Annotated in this window: 22 protein-coding genes; 17 read left to right on the top strand and 5 right to left on the bottom strand. The window is 73.9% G+C overall.

Annotated elements, in window-relative coordinates; translation table 11 throughout:
- Positions 1-60 precede the first annotated feature (60 nt).
- Positions 61-519: a DUF1579 family protein gene (locus tag ACLQ22_RS08035; protein ID WP_425691684.1), complete on the bottom strand. Its 459-nt coding sequence runs from the start codon at positions 517-519 to the stop codon at positions 61-63.
- Between the two features lie 46 nt (positions 520-565).
- Here ACLQ22_RS08035 and ACLQ22_RS08030 point away from each other — a divergent pair, with 46 nt between their 5' ends.
- From ACLQ22_RS08030 to ACLQ22_RS07990, 9 genes are all read left to right on the top strand, one after another.
- Positions 566-937 (top strand): ArsR/SmtB family transcription factor, encoded by a 372-nt coding sequence (locus ACLQ22_RS08030; RefSeq protein WP_425691683.1) that lies wholly within the window; start codon positions 566-568, stop codon positions 935-937.
- A complete protein-coding gene (locus ACLQ22_RS08025; RefSeq protein WP_425691682.1) occupies positions 934-1,365 on the top strand; it encodes an SRPBCC family protein in 432 nt (143 codons plus the stop codon). The genes ACLQ22_RS08030 and ACLQ22_RS08025 overlap by 4 nt, the downstream gene beginning before the upstream one ends.
- Before the next feature lie 286 nt (positions 1,366-1,651).
- The gene (locus ACLQ22_RS08020; RefSeq protein WP_425691681.1) at positions 1,652-2,017 is read left to right on the top strand and encodes a hypothetical protein; all 366 of its coding nucleotides are present in this window, start codon (positions 1,652-1,654) and stop codon (positions 2,015-2,017) included.
- A 137-nt stretch (positions 2,018-2,154) separates the two neighbouring features.
- Positions 2,155-2,736, top strand: a complete 582-nt coding sequence (locus ACLQ22_RS08015) for a Uma2 family endonuclease (RefSeq protein ID WP_425691680.1) — start codon at positions 2,155-2,157, stop codon at positions 2,734-2,736.
- 43 nt (positions 2,737-2,779) lie between these two features.
- On the top strand, positions 2,780-3,994 hold the full coding sequence (gene dxr, locus ACLQ22_RS08010) for a 1-deoxy-D-xylulose-5-phosphate reductoisomerase (RefSeq protein WP_425691679.1): 1,215 nt from the start codon (positions 2,780-2,782) through the stop codon (positions 3,992-3,994).
- On the top strand, positions 3,994-5,244 hold the full coding sequence (locus ACLQ22_RS08005; RefSeq protein WP_416605511.1) for a M50 family metallopeptidase: 1,251 nt from the start codon (positions 3,994-3,996) through the stop codon (positions 5,242-5,244). Before dxr ends, ACLQ22_RS08005 begins: the two co-directional genes overlap by 1 nt.
- Positions 5,245-5,253: 9 nt before the next feature.
- Positions 5,254-6,426 (top strand): flavodoxin-dependent (E)-4-hydroxy-3-methylbut-2-enyl-diphosphate synthase, encoded by a 1,173-nt coding sequence (ispG, locus tag ACLQ22_RS08000; protein WP_425691678.1) that lies wholly within the window; start codon positions 5,254-5,256, stop codon positions 6,424-6,426.
- Between the two features lie 93 nt (positions 6,427-6,519).
- Complete coding sequence (locus ACLQ22_RS07995) at positions 6,520-7,359, top strand: DUF4081 domain-containing GNAT family N-acetyltransferase (RefSeq protein WP_121396071.1); 840 nt, start codon at positions 6,520-6,522, stop codon at positions 7,357-7,359.
- 205 nt (positions 7,360-7,564) lie between these two features.
- Positions 7,565-11,167 (top strand): ATP-binding cassette domain-containing protein, encoded by a 3,603-nt coding sequence (locus tag ACLQ22_RS07990; protein WP_425691677.1) that lies wholly within the window; start codon positions 7,565-7,567, stop codon positions 11,165-11,167.
- A gap of 170 nt (positions 11,168-11,337) precedes the next feature.
- Here ACLQ22_RS07990 and ACLQ22_RS07985 read toward each other — a convergent pair whose 3' ends face one another.
- From ACLQ22_RS07985 to ACLQ22_RS07970, 4 genes are all read right to left on the bottom strand, one after another.
- Complete coding sequence (locus ACLQ22_RS07985; protein WP_425691676.1) at positions 11,338-12,405, bottom strand: NADH:flavin oxidoreductase/NADH oxidase; 1,068 nt, start codon at positions 12,403-12,405, stop codon at positions 11,338-11,340.
- A 136-nt stretch (positions 12,406-12,541) separates the two neighbouring features.
- Positions 12,542-13,846: a dicarboxylate/amino acid:cation symporter gene (locus tag ACLQ22_RS07980; RefSeq protein ID WP_425691795.1), complete on the bottom strand. Its 1,305-nt coding sequence runs from the start codon at positions 13,844-13,846 to the stop codon at positions 12,542-12,544.
- 260 nt (positions 13,847-14,106) lie between these two features.
- Positions 14,107-14,742 (bottom strand): DUF998 domain-containing protein, encoded by a 636-nt coding sequence (locus ACLQ22_RS07975; protein WP_425691675.1) that lies wholly within the window; start codon positions 14,740-14,742, stop codon positions 14,107-14,109.
- Entirely contained in the window at positions 14,735-15,700 is a 966-nt protein-coding gene (locus ACLQ22_RS07970; RefSeq protein WP_425691674.1) for a glutathione S-transferase family protein, read from the bottom strand. The genes ACLQ22_RS07975 and ACLQ22_RS07970 overlap by 8 nt, the downstream gene beginning before the upstream one ends.
- Before the next feature lie 107 nt (positions 15,701-15,807).
- Between ACLQ22_RS07970 and pcaF the strand changes: the two genes are divergently transcribed.
- The 8 genes from pcaF to ACLQ22_RS07930 all read left to right on the top strand — a co-directional run bounded on the left by pcaF (position 15,808) and on the right by ACLQ22_RS07930 (position 25,803).
- On the top strand, positions 15,808-17,010 hold the full coding sequence (gene pcaF / locus ACLQ22_RS07965) for a 3-oxoadipyl-CoA thiolase (protein WP_425691673.1): 1,203 nt from the start codon (positions 15,808-15,810) through the stop codon (positions 17,008-17,010).
- Between the two features lie 330 nt (positions 17,011-17,340).
- Complete coding sequence (locus ACLQ22_RS07960) at positions 17,341-18,159, top strand: SAM-dependent methyltransferase (RefSeq protein ID WP_425691672.1); 819 nt, start codon at positions 17,341-17,343, stop codon at positions 18,157-18,159.
- 4 nt (positions 18,160-18,163) lie between these two features.
- Entirely contained in the window at positions 18,164-20,338 is a 2,175-nt protein-coding gene (locus ACLQ22_RS07955) for a putative bifunctional diguanylate cyclase/phosphodiesterase (RefSeq protein ID WP_425691671.1), read from the top strand.
- Complete coding sequence (locus ACLQ22_RS07950; RefSeq protein WP_121396062.1) at positions 20,335-20,835, top strand: DUF456 domain-containing protein; 501 nt, start codon at positions 20,335-20,337, stop codon at positions 20,833-20,835. Before ACLQ22_RS07955 ends, ACLQ22_RS07950 begins: the two co-directional genes overlap by 4 nt.
- A gap of 690 nt (positions 20,836-21,525) precedes the next feature.
- Positions 21,526-22,887 carry a glutamine synthetase family protein gene (locus ACLQ22_RS07945; protein ID WP_425691670.1) on the top strand — a complete coding sequence of 454 codons (1,362 nt, stop codon included), beginning with the start codon at positions 21,526-21,528 and terminating at the stop codon, positions 22,885-22,887.
- 78 nt (positions 22,888-22,965) lie between these two features.
- On the top strand, positions 22,966-24,321 hold the full coding sequence (locus ACLQ22_RS07940) for an aldehyde dehydrogenase family protein (RefSeq protein WP_425691669.1): 1,356 nt from the start codon (positions 22,966-22,968) through the stop codon (positions 24,319-24,321).
- A 4-nt stretch (positions 24,322-24,325) separates the two neighbouring features.
- Positions 24,326-25,093 carry a 3-oxoacyl-ACP reductase gene (locus ACLQ22_RS07935; RefSeq protein WP_425691668.1) on the top strand — a complete coding sequence of 256 codons (768 nt, stop codon included), beginning with the start codon at positions 24,326-24,328 and terminating at the stop codon, positions 25,091-25,093.
- Positions 25,090-25,803: a gamma-glutamyl-gamma-aminobutyrate hydrolase family protein gene (locus tag ACLQ22_RS07930; protein WP_425691667.1), complete on the top strand. Its 714-nt coding sequence runs from the start codon at positions 25,090-25,092 to the stop codon at positions 25,801-25,803. Before ACLQ22_RS07935 ends, ACLQ22_RS07930 begins: the two co-directional genes overlap by 4 nt.
- Positions 25,804-25,872 lie beyond the last annotated feature (69 nt).

The raw sequence follows: 25,872 nt of genomic DNA, 5'->3' as shown, positions 1-25,872 counted from the left end.
GTCGGGGACGGCGACGGTCCTGGACAGGTTGCTGTCCAGGCCTCCCCGTCGTCGGTCGAGTCAGGAAGGCCGGGTGAAGGACATGGTCATCCAGGGCTGCCAGGTAATGGTGTCGTCGGTGCGTTCCCAGGTCGCGGACATGGTGGCGTGGTCGTCGGCGATGACGAGGGTGGCGCGTTCGGTGTCGCCGGAGAAGGTCCACACGCCGTCGTCGGCGACACTTGCCCGCATGGTGACGAAGGCGCCCTGGTTGTCGAAGGAGCGCATGGGGTAGGTGCCCGTGGACGGGTCGTAGGGGCCGATCATCTCGATGACCTCGACGTGATCATCGTCGATCCGCACGTCGACCCGGTGGACCAGGAAGAACCCGCCAGCCAGCCACTCGTAGGTGTCCGCCCCGGCGATCTCGATCGTCGGGGCGGACGGATCGGCCGCCATCGTCTGCCCCCGGGAATGCCAGCGGCCGACCAGCGCGTTGAGGCGCCTGTTCTCGATCGGCGGCGTCGGGTTCCGGGCCATGGCACTCACCCCTCTTAGGAATGTAAGATGTTGCTTAAATGCTTACATGGATCCGGGACGGCAGGCAACCGATGAAGGGCGGTGGGTGATGGACGAGGCGTTGCGGGCGGTCGCCGATCCGACGCGTCGCGCGATCCTTGTCCTGGTGCGAGAGGGGGAGGTGTCGGCGGGTGACATCGCCCGCCACTTCCCCGGCATCAGCCGCCCCGCGGTCTCCCAGCACCTGCGGATACTGCTCTCGGCCGGCCTGCTCGATGTCCACCGGGCGGGCAACCGTCGGTTCTACCGGATGCGTCACGAAGGGCTGGCCGAGGCGGCGAGATTCTTCGAGACGATGTGGTCGGCGCCGCTCAACCGCCTCAAGCAGCTCGCCGAAGAGGAAGAACGCAGACCCGAAGACGTGGAGGAGCCACGGTGAGCACCGACAGCACGATCGAGCAGACGGTGTGGATCCGAGCCCGGCCGGAAACCGTCTGGCGCCATTTCACCGACCCGGTACGGCTGGCGCGGTGGTGGGGAGAGGCCGAGGTGGATCCCCGTCCCGGAGGCAACCTGGTGGTGCGGATGCAGGAAGGTCCGCGTCCGATCATGCGCGGGCGGTTCGTGGAGCTGGAGCCGTACGAGCGGATGATCTTCACCTTTGGTTGGGAAGCCACCCCCGGCGCGCCCGCCATCCCGGCCGGCGCCTCCAGGGTGGAGATCACGCTGACACCGGAAAGTGACGGCGTGACGCTGACCCTGCGGCACAGCGGCCTGCCATTCACCCTGACGGGGGAGACCGGCGAAGGGTGGGGCCACGCGCTCCACCACCTCGCGGAGAAGGCGCCGTCCGAGATGGCCGCGTGACACCTGCTGGCCATGTTCGTCCAGCTTGACGGGGAGATCCCGGCGTGGGGTCTCACCTCGACGCCTGGCGCACGAACCCTCCGTCTGCAGGACGACTGCCGCCGGCGGGGCTTGTGCATCGGTCTGTTGGCGATGCCGGGCGACGGCACACGTCGCATCGCCGACGTGCCCGGGCGCGGATCCGGCGCACTGTTCCAGTTTTCCGTTGCCACCTGACGGCCCAGGATTCTGTCGGATCGCCGGGCTACCCTCGCGGGGCTTCCGAGGGGTTTGCGAGGGGTTACGGATGACGGTGCTCGACGAGGCGACCCGGCGGTTCGTGCAGCAGGCCGTGGTGCTGCCGCCCGAGGTCCTCGCGCAGGCGTGGGAACGTCTGCTCGATCTGCTTTCGGAGGGTGGGCGGGCGGCACGCAGCGCTGTCAGGGTCTCCGCCGCACAGAACTCGGAGATCGACAACGCGGTGCGGTCGGGGCTGCGGGCGCGGCTGGCAGACCTCGACGCCCACTCGCCGGGCCTGTTCTCGGACGCCATAGCTGCCACGGGCAGCGTGGCCCGCGCGATTCAGGCCCGAAGCAAGCTGACCGGCGAGCAGTACCAGGTGCTCACCGAGCCGTTCACCGCCGTCGGCATGGCGGTGCCGGAACACCGCTGACGGCGTCGACTGGTCGAGTGGCGGGCTCGTCGATCGCCTGCGCGCCTGGCGTCGGACCAGGTGTGCGGTCCCGTGCGGCGGGGGCTGCGGCGGCTAGGCTGGACTGCGCAGAATGTCCGCTGAGGGGGTGAGCCCGGATGGCCCAGGCAGCTTCCGCGCCCGAGCCGGCGCCGCAGCAAGCCGAACCTGCGCCGCAGCCCACCGAGCCGTCGTTCGACGCGCTGCGGTGGCGCGACGAGCCGTGGACCGCCCAGCTCGCCCTCGACCTGTTGCCGGAGACCAACGGCCCCAAGGTTGAGGTCCTGAGCGGAAGCGTGATCGTGACCCCGCACGCCGGAATCGACCACCAGTCGGTGGAACGTGAACTGCCCTATCTGCTGCACCGTGCCGCCCGCAGGGCGGGCCTGTGGGCTTACCCCGAGATCAACGTGATCTCGGGCAAGGACCTCTTCATTCCCGACGTCGCCGTGCTCCGTTCCTCCGGCGGGGGCCGGCCAGCCGTCGACATCGGGCAGGCGGTCCTGCTGGGCGAGATCGTGTCACCCGGTAACCGGCGCAAGGACGTGATCGACCGACCGCGCGAGTACGCCGCCGCCGGCAGCACCTTCACCATGACTGAGCCCTTCGCGTTCGCGGTCGACCCGGCGGACCTCCTCGACGAGGCGGCGCCGGAGCAAAGGGCGGAGGCATCGGAAGAGCAGGCCGACGCGGAAGGCTGAGGCTCCCAGCGGGGGCACAGCGGTGGTGGGGAAGAATGGCCCGGTGACCTCCCCACGCGATCTTGTTCTGCTCGGCTCCACCGGTTCGGTCGGCACACAGGCCATCGACATCGTGCGGCGTAACCCGGACCGGTTCCGGGTGGTCGCGCTCGGCGCCGGTGGCGGCAACGTCGAGCTGCTCGCCGCACAGGCCCTCGAACTGCGCGTCGACGCGGTCGGCGTGGCGAAGGCGTCCGCCGCGCAGGACCTCCAGCTCGCGTTCTACGCCGAGGCGAGCCGGCGCGGGTGGGCCAGCGGGGACTTCAAGCTTCCCAAGATCGTGGCCGGCCCGGACGCGATGACCGAGCTGGCGCAGTGGCCCTGCGACGTCGTGCTCAACGGCGTGGTCGGCTCGCTCGGGCTCGCGCCGACGCTGGCCGCGCTGCGCGCCGGGCGTACGCTCGCGCTGGCCAACAAGGAGTCCCTCGTCGCCGGCGGCTCTCTCGTGAAGGCCGCCGTGACGCGGCCGGAGCAGATCGTCCCCGTCGACTCGGAGCACTCGGCGCTGGCCCAGTGCCTGCGCGGCGGTGCCCGGGGCGAGGTGCGGCGGCTGGTCGTCACCGCCAGCGGTGGCCCGTTCCGGGGCAAGCGGCGCGACGAGTTGACGCAGGTCACGCCCGAGCAGGCGTTGGCGCACCCGACCTGGAACATGGGGCCGGTCGTCACGATCAACTCCGCCACGATGGTCAACAAGGCGCTGGAGGTGATCGAGGCGCACGAGCTGTTCGACGTGCCGTACGCCGACATCGCCGTGATGGTGCACCCGCAGTCGGTGATCCACTCGATGGTCGAGTTCACCGACGGGTCCACCCTCGCCCAGGCCAGCCCTCCGGACATGCGGCTGCCGATCGCGCTCGGCCTCGGCTGGCCCGACCGGGTCGCCGACGCCGCCGCCGCGGTCGACTGGACGAAGGCCCACGCCTGGGAGTTCGCGCCGCTGGACGACGAGGCGTTCCCGGCGGTCGCGCTGGCCAAGGCCGCCGGCGAGGCCGGCCGCTGCCGGCCGGCGATCTACAACGCGGCGAACGAGGAGTGCGTGGCCGCGTTCGTGGCCGGCCGACTGCCCTTCCTCGGCATCGTCGACACCCTCCGGCGGGTGCTGGAGGACGCTCCCGATTTCGACGAACCGGGTACCGTCGAGGACGTGCTCGCGGCGGAGTCGTGGGCGCGCGCGCACGCGCAGGAGATCATCATCGCGGGTTCGGTGGAAGGAGCTTGATGGCGTACCTGCTCGGGGTGGTGCTCTTCGCCCTCGCGATCCTCATCTCGGTGAGTCTGCACGAGGCGGGGCACATGCTCACCGCCAAGGCCTTCGGCATGAAGGTCACCCGCTACTTCGTGGGCTTCGGCCCCACGCTCTGGTCCTTCAAGCGGGGCGAGACGGAGTACGGCATCAAGGGCATCCCGCTCGGCGGCTTCTGCAAGATCGTCGGGATGACCCCGCAGGACGACGACGTCGACCCGGCCGACGAGCCGCGCGCGATGTGGCGGTTCCCGGTGTGGAAGCGGACGATCGTGATGTCCGCCGGCTCGATCACCCACTTCGCCCTCGCCCTGATCGCCCTCTGGATCATCGCGGTCTCCGCCGGCCTGCCCAACCCGGAGTTCCCGAGCACCGAGGCCGAGATCCGCAAGGAGCCGGCGGTCATCGCGCTGTCGAAGTGCGTGGTCCCGGAGAACACGCTGCGCGAGTGCACCACCGCCGACCCGGCCAGCCCCGCCGCCCAGGCGCAGCTGCGCGACGGCGACCGGATCACCGCCATCAACGGCACGCCGATCAACGACTACGGGCAGCTGCTCACCACCCTGCGCAGCCTCAAGCCGGGCGACACGGCGCAGATCGCGTACGTCCGCGACGGCCAGCCGGCCACGGCCAGCACCGTGCTCGCGCAGACCCAGCGGCCCCCGCTCGACGACCCGAAGGGCCAGGTCACCGCAGTCGCCGCGCTCGGCGTCGGCCTGGTGCCCAGCACCCCGACCCGGATCACGTACGGGCCGGTCGGCGCGTTCGGCGCGACCGCCGACTTCACCGGCGAGATGGCCGTCAACACCTTCGAGGCGATGAAGCGCATCCCGCAGAAGGTCCCGGCCCTCTGGACGGCGATCACCGGCGGCGAGCGGGACATCGACACCCCGATCAGCGTGGTCGGCGCCAGCCGGCTCGGCGGCGAGGCGGTGGAGAACAACGCCTGGCTGCTGTTCTTCATGCTGTTCGTCTCGCTGAACTTCTTCATCGGCGTGTTCAACCTGCTGCCGCTGCTGCCGCTCGACGGCGGGCACATCGCCATCGCCTGGTTCGAGCGGGCCCGCTCCTGGCTCTACGCCCGCATCGGCCGCGCCGACCCCGGGCGCGTCGACTACCTCAAGCTCATGCCCGTCACGTACGCGGTGATCCTGATCGGTGGCGTGTTCACGCTGCTGACCATCACCGCGGACGTCGTCAACCCGATCACGCTCTTCTCAAGGTGAGTGCCTGAAGTGACCGCTGTCAGTCTCGGTATCCCCTCCGTGCCGCCCCCGCCGCTCGCCCCGCGCCGGGTCAGCCGCCAGATCATGGTCGGCTCGGTCCCGGTCGGCGGAGGCGCGCCGGTGTCGGTCCAGTCGATGACCACCACCCTCACCTCCGACGTCAACGCCACGCTCCAGCAGATCGCCGAGCTGACCGCGTCCGGCTGCCAGATCGTCCGGGTCGCCGTGCCCAGCCAGGACGACGTGGAGGCGCTGCCGGCGATCGCGAAGAAGTCGCAGATCCCGGTGATCGCCGACATCCACTTCCAGCCGAAGTACGTCTTCGCCGCGATCGACGCCGGCTGCGCGGCGGTCCGGGTCAACCCGGGCAACATCCGCCAGTTCGACGACAAGGTCAAGGAGATCGCCAAGGCGGCCGGCGACGCGGGCGTGCCGATCCGGATCGGCGTCAACGCCGGCTCGCTGGACAAGCGGCTGCTCGCCAAGTACGGCAAGGCCACCGCCGAGGCGCTGGTCGAGTCGGCACTGTGGGAGTGCTCGCTGTTCGAGGAGCACGGCTTCCGCGACATCAAGATCTCGGTCAAGCACAACGACCCGGTGGTGATGATCCGGGCGTACCGCCAGCTCGCCGAGAAGTGCGACTACCCGCTGCACCTGGGCGTCACCGAGGCCGGACCGGCCTTCCAGGGCACCATCAAGTCGGCGGTCGCCTTCGGCGCGCTGCTGGCCGAGGGGATCGGCGACACGATCCGGGTCTCGCTGTCGGCCCCGCCGGTGGAGGAGATCAAGGTCGGCAACCAGATCCTGGAGTCGCTCGGGCTGCGCGAGCGGGGCCTGGAGATCGTCTCCTGCCCGTCCTGCGGTCGCGCCCAGGTCGACGTCTACAAGCTGGCCGAGGAGGTCACCGCCGGCCTGGAGGGGCTGCCGGTGCCGCTGCGGGTCGCGGTGATGGGCTGCGTCGTGAACGGTCCGGGTGAGGCCCGCGAGGCCGACCTCGGGGTCGCCTCCGGCAACGGCAAGGGCCAGATCTTCGTCAAGGGCAAGGTCGTCAAGACCGTGCCCGAGGCGCAGATCGTGGAGACCCTGATCGAGGAGGCGCTGCGCATCGCCGACGAGATGGGCGCCGAGCTGCCCGACGAGCTGCGCAGCCTGCTCCCCGGCGCCACCGTCACCGTGCACTGACCCGTCGCGCCGCCGGCCGGGCGGTCACGGTGTCGTGGTCCCACTCGTCACTCGGCCCGCGCGGCACGGGGCGGATCTGGCAGGCTGGTAACCGTGCTGACGGTGCCGGTACGGCAACTGGGGGAGTCGGAGCGCCGCGCGGTCGAGCGGCTGCTCGACCTCGACCCGTTCGCGGGCGCGCAGGTCGCCGAGCGGATCACGGCGCGAGGCCTGGCCTGGTGGCGTGCCGAGGGGCGGGTGCTGGGCTACGGCAGCCGCCGCAACCTGGAGTCGATCTGCTGGCTCGGCGGCAACCTCACCCCCGTGCTCGCCACCGAGCCGGCCGTCGCCGCCTACGCCGACCTGCTCGCCGGCGAGGAGCGGCTCTGCTCGTCGATCGTGGGTCGGGCCGACGCGGTGCTCGGGCTCTGGGACCGCCTCTCCGCCGTCTGGGGGCCGGCCCGGGACGTACGCCCCAACCAGCCGTTGCTGGCGACCGACGCGCTGCCGGCGCTGCGGGCGGACCCGGAGGTGCGGCGGGTGCGCGCCAGCGAGGTCGACCGGCTCTTCCCGGCGGCGGTGGCGATGTACACCGAGGAGGTGGGCGTCTCGCCGCTCGCCGACGACGGCGGGCGCGGCTACCGGCGGCGGGTCACCGACCTGGTCCGGACCGGGCGGGCGTACGCCCGGTTCGTGGACGGCCAGGTGGTGTTCAAGGCCGAGCTGGCGGTGGTGACCCGCCGGACCGCCCAGGTGCAGGGCGTCTGGGTGGCCCCCGACTGGCGGGGCCGGGGCATCGCGTCGGCGGCGATGGCGGCGGTGGTGCGTGACGCGCTGCTGCGGGTCGCCCCGACCGTCAGCCTCTACGTCAACGACTTCAACCTGCCGGCCCGCCGGGTCTACGAGCGCTGCGGATTCCGCCCGGTCGGCACGCTCGCCACCGTGCTCTTCTGAGCCACCCCGCGCGGCGCCCGCACGGTGCGGCCCCTGCCGGCGCGGCCCACGCCACCGGCTGCGGCGTCCGCGCGGGACGGTCCCCTGCTGGCGCGGCTCCGCCACCGGCCTCCGGCCAGGTGAACGGCGGGTAAATGCGTTGAGCCGGCCGGCTCCACCGACCAGGCTGGATGCTCCGCCCCGTACCGCCCGAAGGGACTCCGTCATGCGTCTGCTCCGGGACATGTGGGCCACCTCGCCCCGCCGAATGACGATCGTGACCTGCCTGATCGTGCTCGGTGCCGGCGGTCAGGCCGCCGCCGCCGCGCTGGCCGGCCCCGTCCTGGTGCACCGTGCCGCCGGGTTCTTCGCGCTGCTCGCCGTGGCGCTGGTCGCCGCAGTCCTGACCGACCTCGCGGTGAGCCTGCTGATGGCCGGACTGACCGCCGACTGGTCCGCCGACGTGCGGCGCCGGCTGTGCCGGGTGGCGCTCGGGCAGGACCTGCCCACCCTGGAGACCACCCCGGTCGGCGAGCTGCTCGACCGCATCGACGGCGACGTCTACCAGGTCGCCGCCGCGGTGCGCAACCAGGGCGTACGGATCGCGCAGGGGCTGGCCGCGGGCGTGCTGTCGACCGCCGTCGCCCTCGCGGTGTGGTGGCCGGCCGGCGTCGGGATGCTGCTGCTCACCGTGCTGTTGGCCGTCGGCCTGCGCAAACCCACCGCGCGGATCGGTCCGGCCCGGATGGCCGAGGAGGAGGCCTGGTCGGACCTCGCCGCCGTGATGGAGGAGGCCATCCACGGCCAGGACGACGTGCGCACCAGCCTCGCCCGGCCGTACGTGCTGCGCCTCTACGCCCGCCGGGCCGCCGAGGTGCTCGCCCGGGGCGTGCGGGTGTGGCGGATGTCGGCCCAGGTCACCACCGTTGCCGCCGGCGTCATCCGGGCCGGGATCGCGGCCGTGGTGCTCGGCGGCGCGTGGGCGCTGGTCACCGGCCGGGTCGACGGCGCCCGCCTCACCGCGATCTGGCTGCTCGCCGTCGGCTTCGGCATGACCGTCGAGCACGTCAGCCGGATGGTGCCCGAACTCCAGTACGCCCTCGGCGCGTGGGGACGGGTGCAGCTGCTGGCGAACTCCCCCCAGGAACCCGAGGGCGGGGCCGCCCCGGCCGAGGGGGACCTGGTGGTGCGGGGCCTCACCTTCCGCTACGCGGGTGCCGACGACGGGCGCGGGCCCGCGCTGCGCGACGTCGACCTGACCTTCACGCGGGGCCGCTCGTACGCCCTGGTCGGCCGGACCGGCTCCGGCAAGTCGACACTGGCCAAGGTGCTCACCCGGGCCGTCGACGTGCCGCCCGGGACGGTCTTCCTGGCCGGCGACGACGTGTGCGACCTCGACGTCGAGGCGCTGCGCCGGTGGATCGCCGTGGTGCCCCAGCGCACCGAGATCCTCGCCGGCACCCTCGCCGAGAACGTCGCGCTGTTCGATCCGAACCTGCTCGACGCCGCCGCCCGGGCACTGCGCGAGCTGGGGCTGGACGGCTGGATCGCCGAGCTGCCCGCCGGCCTGGACACCCGGCTGGGCGACGGCGGGCACGTGCTCTCGGCGGGCCAGGAGCAGCTGGTCGCCTTCGCCCGGATCCTGGTGCGCGACCCGCACGTGGTGATCCTCGACGAGGCCACCGCCCGCCTCGACCCGGTGACCGAGGCGCGGGTGCAGCAGGCCACCGAGCGGTTGCTGCATGACCGGATCGGCATCGTCATCGCGCACCGCCTCTCCTCCGTGCGCCGCTGCGACGAGGTGGTGGTGATGGCCGACGGCGCGGTCGTCGAGGCCGGGCCGCTGCACTCCTCGGAACGCTTCGCCGAGCTGCTCGCCACCAGCCACGCCACCGCGTACGCCCACGCGGCGCCGGGTCGCTCCGGCGGGGTGGACCTGCTGACCGGTCCGTCGGACCCGTGGCCGCCCGCCGACCCGGACGAGGCCCTCCCGCCGGCCGCGCCCCCGCTTGTCCCGCCGGTCACGCTCCTGGCCGTCGCGCCCCCGGACGGGTCGTCCGCCGCGACCCCGACGGAGTCGTCGGCCGCGCCCCCGGTCGGGTCGGCCGGCGGTGGTACTGGCACGTCCGAGGAGGCCGGCGAGCCGGCCCTGCGTGGGCTACGGGGGCTCCGGGAGATCCTGCGGCTGTGCGTCAACGACGCGCGGTACGGACTCGCCTCGCTCTCGCTGTTCCTGCTGCTCGTGCTTCTCGGGCTGGAGGGGCCGGTGCTGCCCTGGCTCTGGGCCGACCTGGTCGACGGCACCGGCGACCCGTGGAAGCCGGCGCTGGGGATCGTCCTCGGCCTGCTGGTGACCCTGCCGGTGCCGTACCTCACCGGCCTGCGGTTCCCGCAGTGGTGGGTCCGGCAGATGCTGCGGATCAGCCTGCGCCTGGTGCACGGCCAGACCGGGCCCCGCCGGGTCAGCGGGCACACCCCGGCCGAGGTGGTGGCCCAGGGCGGCGACACCGAGCGGGTGGTGCAGCTCGCCGACAACGTGATGGACCAGGGGATCTCGCTCCTGCTCCTGGTCACCATGACCGCCGTCACCGGCAGCGTGGTGCCGGGGCTCTTCTTCGCGGGCACGATGCTGGTCTCCGGGCTGGCCGCGACGCTGTTCGGCCCCAAGCTGGAACGTTCCGCCCGGGCCACCGTCGCGGCCCGGGCCGCGTTCGCCACCGCGCTGGTCTCCTCGCTGTCGGCCGCCCGTACGGTCAAACTCGCCGGGGCCACCCGCCCGGTGCTGACCCACCTGGCCGACCTCGACGTGGTCCGCAGCGACCGGCAACGCCGGGAGATCTCGGTGCAGGTCTGGTCCCGGTCGACCCCGTCGCTGGTCAGCGGCCTGTTGCCGATCGGCGCGTGGGCGCTGTTCCTGGCCGGGCAGCTGTCGGCCGGCGCCACGCTGGTGGCGGTCGCCACCCTGGCCGCCGCCCGCTGGTTCGCCTGGACGACGGCGTCGCTGATCTCGCAGATCCCGTCGGCGCGGGTGTGGACCCGGCGGACGGTGGCGATGACCGGCGTGGAGGCGTACTCGGCGGCGGTGCCGGAGGTGGACCTGGGCGCGGGGACCGCCCCGGCGCCCGTCGTGCCACCCCGGCACCCGCTGCGCCGGCTGGAGCTGACCGGCTTCGGCGTCCGGCACACCGACGGGACGGTGGCCGTCCGCGACGTCGACCTGACGGTGGAACGCGGCCAGTTGGTGCTGGTCGTCGGCCCGGTCGGCTCGGGCAAGTCGTCGCTGCTGCGGGCGCTGGCCGGCATCGCGCCGCACACCGGCCGGCTGACCTGGAACGGCGACCTGGTCACCGAGCCGGAACTGTTCCTGCGCCCCCACCAGGTGGGCTACGTCGGCCAGCTGCCCCGGGTGCTCTCCGGCACGGTCGCGGACAACATCACCCTCGGCCACCAGGTGGACGCCGCGGCGGCGGTGTCGACCGCCCAGCTCGACCACGACCTGGCCGCGGCCGGGGGCGGGCTCGGGCTGCTGATCGGGCACAAGGGCACCCGGCTCTCAGGCGGGCAGTTGCAGCGCCTCGCGTTGGCCCGGGCGCTCGCCCCGCGTACCGAGCTGCTGGTGGCCGACGACGTCTCCTCGGCGCTGGACGTCACGACCGAGCTGGCGTTGTGGCAGGCGCTACGCGAGCACGGTGTGACCGTGGTGGGTTCGACCTCGAAGCGCGCCGCCCTGGTCCGGGCCGACCACGTCGTGGTCCTCCGCTCGGGCACGGTCGCCGCCCAGGGCCCCTGGCGCGACCTGGAACCCCACTGGTCCCACCTGGCCGGCTGACCCACCACCCCCACTCCCCCCGCCCCCACCCCCACTCCCGCCCCGCCCCGCCCACGTCGATCATGAGGTTGGCGGCACGGATGGAGATCGACATCGCCGCCAACCTCATGATCGACGTGGCGGGTGGGCGGGTGGCGGGGCAGGGAGCGGGGGAGGGGTGGGGTCGGGGGTCAGGTGGCGCGGGCGTACTGGTCGGGCCAGGTGGGGGTGGCGCCGAGCTTGGCGGCGGCCCGGTGCGGCCAGTACGGGTCCCGCAGGAGTTCCCGCCCGAGCAGGACCAGGTCGGCGTCGCCGGACGCGACGATCTCCTCGGCCTGCTCCGGCTCGACGATCAGGCCGACGGCGCCGGTGGCCACCCCCGCCTCCCGGCGCACCCGGGCGGCCAGCGGCACCTGGTAGCCCGGGCCGACCGGGATGGTCGCGCTGGCCGACGCGCCGCCCGAGGAGCAGTCGACCAGGTCCACCCCGGCGGCGGCCAGCTCGCCGGCGAGCACCACGCTGTCCTCGGCCGTCCAGCCCGCCGGCTCCCAGTCGGTGGCCGAGATGCGGGTCAGCACGGGCACGTCCTCGCCGACCGCCGCGCGCACCGCCCGCGCCACCTCCAGGGTGAGCCGCATCCGGCCGGAGCGGTCCCCGCCCCAGCCGTCGTCGCGGTGGTTCGTCAGCGGCGAGAGGAACTCGTGCAGCAGGTAGCCGTGCGCGGCGTGGATCTCCACGGCCGCGAACCCGGCGTCGACCGCCCGGCCGGCCGCCGCCGCGAACGCCTCGATGACGCCGGCGATGCCGGCCTCGTCCAGCGCGGTCGGCACCCGGTAGTCGGGCACGAACGGCGCGGACCCCGGGCCGACCGGCGTCCAGCCGCCCTCGGCGTCGGGCACCCCGCCCCGCCGGGACGCCCACGGCCGGTACGTCGACGCCTTGAACCCGGCGTGCGCGAGCTGCACGACCGGCACCGCGCCGTGCGCGGCGACGAACGCGGTCACCGGCCGCCAGGCGTCGACGTGCGCCCCAGACCAGAGCCCGGTGTCCTGCGGGCTGATCCGCCCCTCGGGCAGTACGGCGGTGGCCTCCGTCATCACCAGGCCCGCGCCGCCGACCGCCCGGGCGCCCAGGTGCACCAGGTGCCAGTCGGTGGGCAGGCCGTCCGGGCCGGCGGTGTACTGGCACATCGGCGCCAGGGCGATCCGGTTGGGCAGGGTCACGCTGCGCAGGGTGAGCGGGGTGAACAGGACACTCATGCGGTCATCCTCTCGGACGCGGGGAGGACCCCGGGGCGGGGCCCTCCCGACTCGTCGGGGTCGCGCCGGGCAGGCTCGCCCGCGAGCGCCGGGGCGGTCCAGGCCCGCCCGGGCGCCCGCGAGCGTTTCGGGCGGCTCAGGCCGGGACGGGGCGCAGCTCCTCCGGGCGGCGCGGGCCGTCGGCGTCGGCGTCCGCCAGGGCGAGCGGCGAGCGCCGGCCCGCCGAGTCGTACGCGGCCCGGTCCAGGGTGCCCTCGCGGGCGGCGACGATGGTCGGCACCAGTGCCTGGCCGGCGACGTTGGTGGCGGTGCGGATCATGTCCAGGATCGGGTCGATCGCCAGCAGCAGGCCGGCGCCGGCCAGCGGCAGGCCCAGCGTGCTCAGCGTCAGGGTGAGCATCACGATCGCGCCGGTCAGGCCGGCGGTGGCCGCCGAACCGACCACCGAGACGAAGGCGATCAGCAGGTAGTCGGTGATCCCGAGGTCCATCCCGAAGACCTGGGCGACGAAGATCGCGGCCAGCGCCGGGTAGACCGCCGCGCAGCCGTCCATCTTCGTGGTGGCGCCGAACGGCACCGCGAAGGAGGCGTACTCGCGGGGGACGCCGAGGCGCTCGACCGAGCGCTGGGTCACCGGCATCGTGCCCACCGAGGAGCGGGAGACGAAGGCCAGCTCGATCGCGGGCCAGGCGCCGGCGAAGAAGCGCAGCGGGTTGAGCCGGCCGGCGCCGACCAGCAGCAGCGGGTAGACCACGAACAGCACGATCGCGCAGCCGACGTAGACGGCGGTGGTGAACTTGGCGAGCGGGGCCACCAGGTCCCAGCCGTACGAGGCGACGGCGTTGCCGATCAGGCCGAGGGTGCCGATCGGGGCGAGCCGGATGACCCACCACAGCGCCTTCTGGACGATCTCCAGCAGCGCGCGGTTGATCGCCACGAACGGCTCCGCGGGCTCGCCGACCAGCAGCGCCGCCGCGCCGACGACGAGGGCCAGGAAGACGATCTGGAGCACGTTGCCGTCGACGAAGGCGCCGACCGGGTTGGTCGGCACGATGCCGGTGAGGAAGTCGGTCCACGAGCCGGTCCTCGTGGGCGCGGTGGCGCCGGCGGTGTCGAGGGTGACGCCGCGGCCCGGGTCGGTCAGCACACCGAGCCCGATGCCGACGCCCACCGCGATCAGCGCGGTGACGCCGAACCAGAGCAGGGTCTTCAGGGCCAGCCGGGCGGCGTTGGCCACCCCGCGTAGGCTGACCACGCTGACCACGATGGCGGTGAAGACCAGCGGCGGAACGGCCAGCTTGAGCAGCTGGACGAAGAGGCCGCCGACGGTGTCGAGGGTGCTGGTGAGCCAGCTGAGGTCGTTGGCGCGGGCGAGGAAGCCGAGCGCCACGCCGAGGACGAGGCCGAGCAGGATCTGCACGGAGAAGGGAATCTTGCGCAGGGCGGAAGCCATCAGGGTGTGTCCCAGGGTCTGGAGGTCGGAACGGGCAGCGTCAGGAGAGCGGCTGCGCCGGACAGACGCCGCTGGCCTGCAGTCGGAGGTCGACATACAGGCGCACGGTCAGGTGCCAGACGTTGGTCATCGCCGCCGAGGATAACGCCGGCCGTCGATGCTGCGGAAGGAGTCTCCGTGGTGACGCCCCTTACAGCAGGTGCAAGAACGGACCGTTCCCCCATCCCCGGCGGCGCAGGTGCCCCCGCTCACCGGCGGAGGGCGACGGCGGTCGCGGAGGCCGTACCCCACAGGACGGCCACCAGCAGCAGCAGCCGCTCCAGGACCGCGATCAGGCCGCCGCGCCCCACGAAGACCAGGGCCACGGCGGTCGCGCCCGCCAGCGGCAGGGCCACCGCCACGGCCGCCGCGGCCAGCCGGCGCAGCGCCGGCGGCGCCGCCCGGGTGAGCGTGACCGCCAGCATCGCGAGGACCACCGCCGCCACCGCGAGGATGCTCGCCGCGCCGTGCACCAGGTCCGCCGCGGTCGCCCGCTCGAACGGCGGCAGCGGGCAGCCGGCGCTGCACGTCACCGCCCCGGAGACCAGCGCGAAGACGCTCCCGGCCGCGAGCAGCCCGGCCGCCGCCCGCAGCACCGGGGGCAGCGCCGCCGCGAGCAGCAGCAACCCGACCGCCAGGGCGAAGACCCCGATCCGGTACGCCGGGGCGTACGCGCTGTCGGTGACGCCCGCCTCGCTGACGTACCCGGTCAGACCCGGCCCGGGACCGGCGACCACGGCGACGGTCACCGCGAGCGCGCCCCCGACTACGCAGGCGGCGGAGGCCGACGCGGCGGCGGCCCGGGGCGGGGCGGTACGCGGGCCGGCCCGGCGCGGCTCAGCCACGCCCGTGCGGCGTGGTCCAGCCGGAGGTGTCGGGGCCCAGCGGGACGATCCCCGTCGGGTTGATCGCCGCGTGGGTGCCGTAGTAGTGCCGCTTGATGTGGTCGAAGTCGACCGTCTCGCCGAAGCCCGGGGTCTGGAACAGGTCCCGCGCGTACGCCCAGAGCACCGGCAGCTCGGTGAGCTTCTGTCGGTTGCACTTGAAGTGCCCGTGGTATGCCACGTCGAAGCGGACCAGGGTGGTGAACAGCCGCACGTCGGCCTCGGTGATCGTGTCGCCCATCAGGTAGCGCCGGCCCGCCAGCCGTTCCGACAGCGCGTCGAGCCGGGCGAACAGCGCCGTGTACGCCTCGTCGTACGCGGCCTGGGAGGTGGCGAAGCCGCACCGGTAGACCCCGTTGTTGACGTCCCGGTGGATCTCCGCCATCAGGGCGTCCAGCTCCGGCCGCAGCGCCTCCGGGTAGAGGTCGGGCGCCCCGGGCCCGTGCAGGCTGCGCCACTGGGTGGACAGATCCAGGGTGAGCTGCGGATAGTCGTTCGTGACCACCCGGCCGGTGCGCGTGTCGACCAGCGCCGGCACGGTGACTCGCCCGGTGTAGTCGGGATCGGTGGCCAGGTACGCCTCGGAGAGGAAGCCGATGCCGAGCACCGGGTCGAAGCCGTCGGGGTCGAGGGCGAACCGCCAGCCCCGTTCGTCGCGGATCGGGTCGACCGTGCCGAGGGAGATCGCGTCCTCCAGGCCGAGCAGGCCGCGTACGATCCGGGCCCGGTGCGCCCACGGGCAGGCCCGGCACCAGATCAGCCGGTAGCGGCCCGGCTCCAGCGGCCACCGGCCCTGCGCGTCCGGCCCGCCACCGGGCGGCGAGTCGGAGTCCGGGGTGACCCGACCGGTGAACCGGTTGGGCTGGCGGACGAACTCGCCGCCGCCGCTGGTCTCTGCGCTGAACTGGGCCCGGGCCATGCCGCCAACCTATCCGCTGCGCGCGCGGATATCCTGGCGGCCGGGCGTCCCCGCGACCCGGAACCGCCCGCCCCCCGCCCCTTCCCACCCCCCGAAGGATCGCGCTGATGACCGTGGCATACCTGGTGGCCGGTGTCCGCACCCCGATCGGCCGGTACGCCGGCGCCCTCGCCGGCGTCCGCCCCGACGACCTGGCCGCGCACGTGATCCGCGAACTGGTCGCCCGGCACCCGTCGGTGGACTGGGCGCGGGTGGACGACGTGATCCTGGGCTGCGCCAACCAGGCCGGCGAGGACAACCGCAACGTGGCCCGGATGGCGGCGCTGCTCGGCGGGCTGCCCGAGGAGGTGCCCGGCAGCACGGTCAACCGGCTCTGCGGCTCCGGCCTGGACGCCCTGGCCACCGCGGCCCGCTCCGTCGTCGCCGGCGAGGCCGACCTCGTGGTGGCCGGCGGGGTGGAGAGCATGAGCCGTGCCCCGTTCGTGATGCCGAAGGCGACCACCCCGTTCTCCCGCACCGCCGAGGTCTACGACACCACCATCGGCTGGCGACTGGTCAACCCGCTGATGAAGAAGCGGTGGGGCATCGACTCCATGCCGGAGACGGCGGAGAACGTCGCCGTCGAGTACGGCGTCGGCCGCGCCGAGCAGGACGAGTTCGCGTACCGGTCGCAGCAGCGGGCCGCGAAGGCGCAGGCCGACGGCCGGTTCGCCGAGGAGATCGTGCCGGTGACCGTGCCTGCGGGGCGGCGCGAGACGAAGCTCGTCGAGGTCGACGAGCACCTCCGGGAGACCTCGCTGGAAAAGCTCGCCGCGCTGCCCACCCCGTTCCGCGAGGGCGGCACGGTGACCGCCGGCAACTCGTCGGGCGTCAACGACGGCGCGGTGGCGCTGCTGGTCGCCTCGGAGGCGGCCGTGGCCCGCTACGGCCTGACCCCGCTGGCCCGGGTCGCCGGCGCCGCCGCGGCCGGCGTACCCCCGCGGGTGATGGGCGTCGGGCCGGTGCCGGCCACCCGGAAGCTGCTCGAGCGCCTCGGCCTCGGCCTCGACGCGGTCGACGTCATCGAGCTGAACGAGGCGTTCGCCGCGCAGTCCGTCGCGGTGCTGCGCGAGCTGGGCCTGCCGACCGACGCCGAGCACGTCAACCCGAACGGCGGGGCGATCGCGCTCGGGCACCCGCTCGGCGCGAGCGGCGCCCGGCTGGCGCTGACGGCCGCGCTGGAGCTGCGTCGCCGGGGCGGGCGCCGGGCGCTGGCCACCATGTGCGTCGGCGTGGGGCAGGGCATCTCGCTGCTGCTGGAGTCCGCCTGACCCGTGGCCCGGGCTCCACGAGGGAGCCGGCCGGTCCCGCTCCGGCCAGGCGCGAAGCCGACCAGCGGGACCGGCGTGCGCGGGAGGGAGTCCGTTCGCCGGCCCGCCCGATCGACGTGCGGTGGCCGGGCCGTTACGGGTGCGGTGTCCGGTCCGTGACGGACATCCGACGGGCCGACGAAGTGGGTCATGGGACCTCCCGGACCGGGGAGTTCCCAGCCTAGAGTGGTGAGCACCACACGACCCGCGGGTCGGCCGGTGCCTCGCGTGCCCCACGCACCCCGGCACCGGTTCCCTCCCGCACCGCGGCGACGACCATGAGGTGCAGCAGTGCAGATGCCGGACGGACTTCCCGCCGAGATCGACCTCTCCCGGCCGAGCGCGGCCCGGGTGTACGACTACTTCCTCGGTGGGGCGCACAACTTCGAGATCGACCGGCAGCTGGCCGAGCAGATCGCCGGCATGACCCCGAACCTGGCGGCGACCATGCGCGCCGGCCGGGAGTTCCTGCGTCGCGCCGTACGCACGCTGCTCGACGCCGGCATCGACCAGTTCCTCGACATCGGCTCCGGCATCCCCACCGTGGGCAACGTGCACGAGGTCGCCCAGACGGCCAACCCGAAGGCCCGGGTGGTCTACGTCGACATCGACCCGGTCGCGGTGGCGCACAGCCGGGAGCTGCTCGCCGGCGACGAACTGACCGGGGTGATCCACGGCGACCTGCGCGAGCCGGAGCGGATCCTGGCCGCGGCCCGTGACCTCGGGCTGCTCGACTTCAACCGGCCGCTGGGCATCCTGCTCGCCGGGGTGGTGCACTTCGTCGGGGACGCCGACCGCCCCGGTGACGTCCTGGCCACCCTCCGGGCCGCCGCGGCCCCGGGCAGCCACCTGGTCATCTCGCACTCCACGTTCGAGGACCAGCCGCAGGAGATGCTCGACGCGCAGCGGCTCTCGGCGCGTACCGACACCGAGATCACGCTGCGCTCCCGGGCCGAGGTGACGAGCTTCTTCGGCGACTGGACGCTCCTGGAGCCGGGCGTGGTGCACATGCCGCTGTGGCGCCCCGACTCGCCCTCCGACGTCGACGAGCACCCGGAGCGGTTCGGCGCCTTCGGCGGCGTCGCCCGGTACGACCAGCCCACCGCCTGAGCCGATGGCCGCCGTCCCGGAGCCCGGCGGCGACGACCTCAGCCGGTCGGGCGCCCAGCGGTACGCGGCCGAGTGGGCCCGGGCGGTGCGCCGGCTCGGTTTCGTGCCGCTCAGCGCGGCCGAGACCGAGCGCCTGCTGCACCTGCACACCGTCCGGCTGGCCCAGGCCCTGCTCGCCGAGCCCTTCTCGGCCCTGCCGGCCGAGGAGGTGGGGCGCGCGCTGGTCGAGGCGCACCTGACCGAGCCCCGGGTGCTCGACTGGTCGGTGCGGGCCCTCGGCGACCGGTTCCCCGCCCGGGTGGTGCCGGGCCGGACCCACCGGGACGAGACGGCGCAACGGGTCGCGGCGTTGCAGGGCGGGCTCGCCGCCGGCTTCGCCCGCGCCCTGCGCGACCGTACCTTCGCCCAGCAGGAGCGGATCGCCCGCTCGGCCTGGCAGGCCCGCGACGACGTCGAGCAGGCCCTGCGGGACAGCGAGGCCCGGTTCCGGGCGGTCTTCGTGGGAGCGGCCACGGGCATCGGCATCGCCGGCGTCGACGGCCAGATCATCGACGTCAACCAGGCGTTCGCGGACATGCTCGGCTACTCCATCGAGGAACTGCGGCAGACCAACGTGGCCGCGCTGTTCCACCCCGACGACGCGGCCGGGATGTGGGAGCTCTACCAGGAGTTGATCGAGGGCAAGCAGGACCGGGCCCGGGTGGAGAAGCGCTACTACCGCAAGGACGGCAGCGTGGTCTGGACGGATCTGTCCGTCTCGCTGATCCGCCACGACGACGGCCGGCCACGGTTCACCGTCGCGATGATCGAGGACATCACCGAGCGGCACGAACTCCAGCAGCGGCTGCGCTTCCAGGCGCTGCACGACCCGCTCACCGGCCTGCCCAACCGGACCCTGTTCTTCGAGACGCTGGGCCGGGTCTTCGACGTCGCCGACGCGGCCCGGCGGGTCGGGGTCTGCTTCCTCGACCTGGACGGCTTCAAGGCGGTCAACGACAGCCTCGGCCACGACCTCGGTGACCGGCTGCTCGTGGTGATCGCCAAGCGGCTGGCCGACTGTGTCGCGGGCCGCGGCCACCTCGTCGCCCGGATGGGTGGGGACGAGTTCGTCATCCTGGTCGACGACGGCGCCGGCATCGACGACGCGGTACGCGTCGCCGAGGAGGCCCTGGCGGCGGTCTCCGCCCCGGTCCGCATCGGCGAGCAGCAGCTCGCGGTGTCGGCGAGCGTCGGCATCGTCGAGTGCCCGGTCGGCGGGACGAGCGCCTCGGAACTGATGAAGGCCGCGGACACCACGCTCTACTGGGCGAAGGCGGAGGGTCGGGGCCGGTGGGCGGTCTACGACCCGGAGCGCGGCGCCCGGGACATCGCCCGTTCCGCCCTGGCCGCCGGGCTGCCGGCGGCGCTGGACCGGGGCGAGTTCGTCGTGCACTACCAGCCGATCGTGTCCCTGCTGGAGGGCTCGATGCTGGCCGTTGAGGCGCTGGTCCGGTGGCAGCACCCGGAGCTGGGACTGATCGGGCCGGACCGGTTCATCGGGCTCGCCGAGGAGACCGGCCTGATCGTCCGGCTCGGTGAGTGGGTGCTGCGCCAGGCCTGCCGGGACGCGGAGGCGTGGCGACGCGAGTTCCCCCGGGCGCAGCTGGTGGTCAGCGTCAACCTGGCCGCCCGGCAGGCCGACGACCCGGGGATCGTGGACACCGTCGCCGACGCGCTGGCCTCCACCGGGCTGCCGGCGGATCTGCTGCAACTGGAGCTGACCGAGAGCGCGGTGATGGGCACCGCCGGGGAGCCGCTGCGGTCGCTGCACCGGCTCGCCGCCCTCGGCGTACGGATGGCGATCGACGACTTCGGCACCGGCTACTCCAATCTGGCGTACCTGCGCCGGTTGCCGATCCACTGCCTGAAGTTGGCCGGGCCGTTCGTCGAGGGCATCCGGGGTGAGGATGCCGAGGCGGTGCCCGACCACCGTGACGAACGCATCGTGGACGCGCTGGTCCGGCTGGCGCACGCGCTGGAGCTGTGGGTCACCGCCGAGGCGGTGGAGACCGGGGTGCAGGCCGAGCGGCTGCGCGCGCTGCGCTGCGACACCGGGCAGGGGCGGTTCTTCGGGCCGCCCGCCCCGGCGGCGGAGATCACCGCCCGGCTGCGCGACGACGAGCGGGGAGCGACGGCATGAGCCTGACGGACAGCGAGGCGGCGGTCGCCGTACTCGCCGGGTTGGCGATCCTCGCCGGGCTCGCCGGGGTGGTGGTGCCCGGCCTGCCGGCGCTGCCGCTGTGCTGGGGCGGGGTGCTGGTCTGGGCGATCTTCGGCGGCGCCGGGCCCGGCCGCTGGGCGGTGCTCGCCGCCGCGACCGTGGTCGCCGCCGGCGGCACCGTCGTCAAGTACGCCTGGCCGGGGCGGAACCTGAAACGCACCGGGGTGCCCACCTCGTCGCTGCTCGCCGGTGGCCTGCTGGGGCTGGTCGGCTTCTTCGTGATCCCGGTGATCGGGCTGGTGCTCGGCTTCGTCGGCGGGGTGTGGGCGGCGGAGCGGCTGCGGCTGGGCGACTCCCGGCTGGCCTGGCCGGCGACGAAGCAGGCGGTCGCGGCGGCCGGCCTGTCCATGCTGGTCGAGTTCCTCGCCGGTCTGCTCGTCGCCGCGCTCTGGGTCGCCGGCCTGCTGCTCACCTGAGACGGTGCTGCCGGGCCGGGCCGGTGCGCTGCGGGGCAGTGCGGGCCAGGGCGGCGTGGGGTCGGGCGGTGCGGTCGCGGCGGTGCGGTCGCGGTGGTGCGGGTCAGGGCGGTGGGAGGCGGCGGCGCGGGGCGTACGTCGGGTACGGCGCAGCGCCGTACAGGTGAGAGAGAGGTGACGTGCCCCGCGCCGCCGCGTGCCGGGCGGTCCGAGCGCCCGGCGGGTGGCCCGTCGCGATCGGGCCTGGTCACGGGCTCAAGCATGCGGCGCACGCGCCGGCACGGCAACGCAATTTGCCCGCCCGCCCGCCCCGCCCCGCCCCGCTCGCCCGCCCGGTCGGTCGGTCGACGGGAGGGCCGGGCGGGTCGGTCGCGGGCCGTGCACCCGCCGACCGCCTGTCGAGCTGCCCCGTCGGGTGGGGCGCTCGGCCCGACGCCGTGCGCGCCTCCCGGCGTGCCCGCCCGGATCGGTCCGGCTTCGCCTGGTCCGGTCTGTACTGTTCCGGTCCGGCCCGTTCTGGTCTGTACTGTTGCGGCCCGGCTCGTACGGTGGGCGCCGGTCTCATGGACGGGGCAGCTCGACAGGGGCTGCCGGCAACACCCGGCGCCCCGGGGGCGGTTGCCGGGATGCCGGGCAGGGCATTGACGGTCAACCGGTTAGCCAGTAGACCTTGGTGATGGAGGCCCGCCGATGAGGAAAGCTCCGCTCACGTTGGAACAGTTGCGGGTCGCCGTCGCCGAGGGCGAGATCGACACCGTGGTGCTGGCCCTGGTCGACATGCAGGGCCGGTTGCAGGGCAAGCGGTTCCACGCGCCCTACTTCCTCGACGAGGTGGCCGCGCACGGCAGCGAGGGCTGCAACTACCTGCTGGCCGTGGACGTCGACATGAACACGGTCGACGGGTACGCGATGTCGAGCTGGGAACGCGGCTACGGCGACTTCGCCATGGTGCCGGACCTCGACACGCTGCGCCGGGTGCCCTGGCAGCCGGGCAGCGCGCTGCTCCTGGCTGACCTGGCCTGGCTGGACGGGTCCCCGGTGGTGGCCTCGCCCCGGCAGATCCTGCGTCGGCAGCTCGACCGGCTGGCCGCACACGGGCTGACCGCGTACGCCGGCACCGAGCTGGAGTTCGTGCTGTTCCGCGACTCGTACGAGGACGCCTGGCAGCGCGGCTACCGGGACCTGACCCCGGCCAACCAGTACAACGTGGACTACTCCCTGCTCGGCACCGCCCGGGTGGAGCCGCTGCTGCGCCGCATCCGGCGGGAGATGGCCGGCGCGGGGCTCACCCCGGAGAGCGCGAAGGGGGAGTGCAACCTCGGCCAGCACGAGATCGCCTTCCGCTACGACGAGGCGGTGGCCTGCGCCGACCACCACGTGATCTACAAGAACGGGGCGAAGGAGATCGCCGCCCAGGAGGGCATGTCGATCACCTTCATGGCCAAGCCGAACGCGCGGGAGGGCAACTCCTGCCACATCCACTTCTCGCTGCGCGACGCCGACGGCCGCTCGGCGATGCTCGGCGACGGGCCGGCGCACCTGTCGACGACCGGGCAGCGGGTGCTGGCCGGGCTGCTGGCCACGATGCGCGAGTTCAGCCTCCTGTTCGCCCCGAACATCAACTCGTACAAGCGCTACCAGCTCGGGTCGTTCGCACCCACCGCGCTGCGCTGGGGCACCGACAACCGCACCTGCGCGCTGCGGCTGGTCGGGCACGGGCAGGGCATGCGGGTGGAGAACCGGGTGCCGGGAGCGGACGTGAACCCGTACCTGGCGATCGCGGCACTCGTCGCGGGCGCGGTGCACGGCATCGAGCGGGAGCTGGAACTGGGCGAGGAGTGCACCGGCAACGCGTACGACGATCCGGCCGCCGAACGGGTCCCCGCCACGCTCCGCGACGCCCTGGCCCTCTGGGAGGGCTCGACGGTGGCCGCCGAGGCGTTCGGCGACGAGGTGACGGCCCACTACGCCAACCAGGCACGGATCGAGCTGACGGCCTTCGACGCCGCCGTGACGGACTGGGAACTGATCCGTGGCTTCGAACGCCTCTGACCCCCACCGTGAGGCACCACAACTGCATGATCGACGCCGCAGGCGCCGCGGGGCGGCAGGGAGAGGGGAGGGGTGGGCTTGAGTGAGGTGGTGGATCCGGCTACCGGGGAGGTCGTGGGGTTCGTGCCCGCCACGTCGGTCGGGGAGGTCGATGCGGCGATAGCGCGGGCGGACGCGGCCTTCCGGCGCTGGCGGGGGGTGGCACCGGGGGAGCGGGCGCGGGTGCTGCGGCGGTTCGCGGCGGTGGTCGACGCACACCTGGAGGAGCTGGCGCGGCTGGAGGTGCGCAACTCCGGGCACACCATCGGCAACGCGCGGTGGGAGGCGGGCAACGTCCGCGACGTCCTCGACTACTACGCGGGCGCGCCGGAGCGGCTGACCGGGCGGCAGATCCCGGTGCCGGGCGGCCTCGACGTGACGTTCCACGAGCCGCTCGGCGTGGTCGGGGTGATCGTGCCGTGGAACTTCCCCATGCCCATCGCCGCCTGGGGGTTCGCGCCGGCGCTCGCGGCCGGCAACACCGTGGTGCTCAAGCCCGCCGAGCTGACCCCGCTGACCGCGCTGCGTTTGGCCGAGCTGGCGCGCGAGGCGGGCGTGCCCGACGACGTGTTCACCGTGCTGCCGGGCGCCGGGTCGGTGGTGGGGGAGCGCTTCGTCACCCATCCCGCCGTCCGCAAGGTCTGCTTCACCGGCTCCACCGAGGTGGGCACCCGGATCATGGCCGGCTGCGCCGCGCAGGTGAAGCGGCTGACCCTGGAGCTGGGCGGAAAGAGCGCCAACCTCGTCTTCGCCGACGCCGACCTGGAGCGGGCGGCGGCCACCGCCCCGTACGCCGTCTTCGACAACGCCGGCCAGGACTGCTGCGCCCGGTCGCGGATCCTGGTCCAGCGGCCGGCGTACGACCGCTTCCTGGAGCTGCTCGAACCGGCGGTGCGCGCGCTGCGGGTGGAGGACCCGGCCCGGGAGACCGCCGAGATGGGGCCGCTGATCTCCGCGGCCCAGCGGGACCGGGTGGCCGGGTACGTCGACGGGGCGAACGTGGCCTTCGCCGGCTCCCGCCCCGACGGCCCCGGCTTCTGGTACGCCCCGACGGTGCTGCTCGCCGACTCGCCCGCGGACCGGCACTGGCGCGAGGAGATCTTCGGCCCGGTCGTCTCCGTGCTCCCGTTCGACGACGAGGCCGACGCGATCCGGCTGGCCAACGACACCGAGTACGGCCTGTCCGGCTCGGTCTGGACGCGGGACGTGGGCCGGGCGGTGCGGGTGGCGCGGGCCGTGGAGGCGGGCAACCTCAGCGTCAACTCGCACTCCTCGGTGCGGTACTGGACGCCCTTCGGCGGGATGAAGCGCTCCGGGCTGGGCCGCGAGCTGGGCCCGGACGCGCTGCACGCCTTCACGGACGTCAAGAACGTGTTCATCGCGACGGAGGAGTGATCAGGTGCTGGGTCGTCTTGAGGGCCGGGTGGCCGTGGTCACCGGAGCGGGCAGCGGGATCGGGCTGGCCACCGTGCGGCGGTTCGCCGCCGAGGGGGCCCGGGTGGTCTGCGTGGACGTCGACCCGGAGGCGGGCGGGCGGGCCGCCGAGGAGGTCGGCGGCGAGTTCGTCGCCACGGACGTCGCCGACGAGGCGGCCGTACGGGACCTGTTCGACGGGGTGGCCGAGCGGCACGGGCGCATCGACGTGGCGTTCAACAACGCCGGCATCTCCCCGCCGGAGGACGACTCCATCCTGACCACGGGGCTGGACGCCTGGGAGCGGGTGCTGCGGGTCAACACCACGAGCGTCTACCTCTGCTGCAAGCACGTCATCCCGCACATGCGCCGGCAGGGCCGGGGTTCGATCATCAACACCGCGTCGTTCGTGGCCCTGATGGGGGCGGCCACCTCGCAGATCGCGTACACGGCGAGCAAGGGCGGGGTGCTGGCGATGACCCGGGAGCTGGGCGTGCAGTTCGCCCGGGAGGGCATCCGGGTCAACGCGCTCTGCCCCGGCCCGGTCGCCACCCCGCTGCTGCTGGAACTCTTCGCCGCCGACCCGGAGCGGGCCGCCCGCCGGCTGGTGCACGTGCCGATGGGGCGGTTCGGGAAGCCGGAGGAGATCGCCGCGGCGGTGGCGTTCCTGGCCAGCGACGACTCGTCGTTCATGACCGCCGCGCAGTTCGTCGTGGACGGCGGCATCACCGGCGCGTACGTCACCCCGCTGTGAGCCGGCCACTGATCGGGATCACCGCGTACGTCGAGCCGGTCGGCTGGGGGGTGTGGCGGGACGTGCCGGCGGTGCTGGTGCCCGAGGCGTACGTCCGGGCGGTTACCGCGGCCGGGGGCCGGGCGGTGGTGCTGCCCCCGGACGACCGTGACGCGGACGTGCTGCGGGTGCTCGACGGCCTGGTCCTGGCCGGCGGCGCGGACGTCGACCCGGCCCGGTACGGCCAGCTTCCGGCGCCCCGCACCGAGAGCCGCCCGGAGCGCGACGCGGGCGAGTTGGCCCTGCTCACCGCCGCCCTCGACACGGACCTGCCGGTGCTCGGGGTCTGCCGGGGGATGCAGCTGCTCGCCGTGGCGGCCGGCGGGTCGCTGCACCAGCACCTGCCGGACCTGGTGGGGCACGACCTGCACCGTCCCGCCCCCGGCGTCTACGGCGGGCACGGCGTGCGGTTCGCCCCGGGCAGCCTGGCCGCGACGGTGATGGCCGGGGTGGGGCGGGTCAACTCGTACCACCACCAGGCGGTGGCCGACCCGGGCCGGCTGACGGCGACGGGCTGGTCCGACGACGGGGTGGTCGAGGCGGTCGAGGATCCGCGCCGGCCCTTCCTGCTCGGCGTGCAGTGGCACCCGGAGAACGAGCCCGACCCGCGGCCGATCGCCGCACTGGTCCGGGCCGCCCAGGAAGGCCGGTCCGCCCCGGCGCGTCGGTGACACCCCTCCCCGCACCGTTCCGGCGGGCGAGGGAGGTGTCGCAGATCACAGTCGCCCGCCGGGTGGCGC

Origin of the sequence: Micromonospora sp. DT178, assembly GCF_049841695.1 — a bacterium.
Lineage (GTDB): Bacteria > Actinomycetota > Actinomycetes > Mycobacteriales > Micromonosporaceae > Micromonospora.
This window is presented reverse-complemented; position numbering and strand designations above follow the sequence as displayed.

Excerpts from the sequence above, each read along its gene's own strand:
- ACLQ22_RS08035 (WP_425691684.1), bottom strand. The coding sequence starts at position 519 with ATGGCCCGGAACCCGACGCCGCCGATCGAGAACAGGCGCCTCAACGCG.
- ACLQ22_RS08030 (WP_425691683.1), top strand. The coding sequence starts at position 566 with ATGGATCCGGGACGGCAGGCAACCGATGAAGGGCGGTGGGTGATGGAC.
- ACLQ22_RS08020 (WP_425691681.1), top strand. The coding sequence starts at position 1,652 with ATGACGGTGCTCGACGAGGCGACCCGGCGGTTCGTGCAGCAGGCCGTG.
- ACLQ22_RS08015 (WP_425691680.1), top strand. The coding sequence starts at position 2,155 with ATGGCCCAGGCAGCTTCCGCGCCCGAGCCGGCGCCGCAGCAAGCCGAA.
- ACLQ22_RS08005 (WP_416605511.1), top strand. The coding sequence starts at position 3,994 with ATGGCGTACCTGCTCGGGGTGGTGCTCTTCGCCCTCGCGATCCTCATC.
- ACLQ22_RS07990 (WP_425691677.1), top strand. The coding sequence starts at position 7,565 with ATGCGTCTGCTCCGGGACATGTGGGCCACCTCGCCCCGCCGAATGACG.
- ACLQ22_RS07985 (WP_425691676.1), bottom strand. The coding sequence starts at position 12,405 with ATGAGTGTCCTGTTCACCCCGCTCACCCTGCGCAGCGTGACCCTGCCC.
- ACLQ22_RS07970 (WP_425691674.1), bottom strand. The coding sequence starts at position 15,700 with ATGGCCCGGGCCCAGTTCAGCGCAGAGACCAGCGGCGGCGGCGAGTTC.
- pcaF (WP_425691673.1), top strand. The coding sequence starts at position 15,808 with ATGACCGTGGCATACCTGGTGGCCGGTGTCCGCACCCCGATCGGCCGG.
- ACLQ22_RS07955 (WP_425691671.1), top strand. The coding sequence starts at position 18,164 with ATGGCCGCCGTCCCGGAGCCCGGCGGCGACGACCTCAGCCGGTCGGGC.
- ACLQ22_RS07950 (WP_121396062.1), top strand. The coding sequence starts at position 20,335 with ATGAGCCTGACGGACAGCGAGGCGGCGGTCGCCGTACTCGCCGGGTTG.
- ACLQ22_RS07945 (WP_425691670.1), top strand. The coding sequence starts at position 21,526 with ATGAGGAAAGCTCCGCTCACGTTGGAACAGTTGCGGGTCGCCGTCGCC.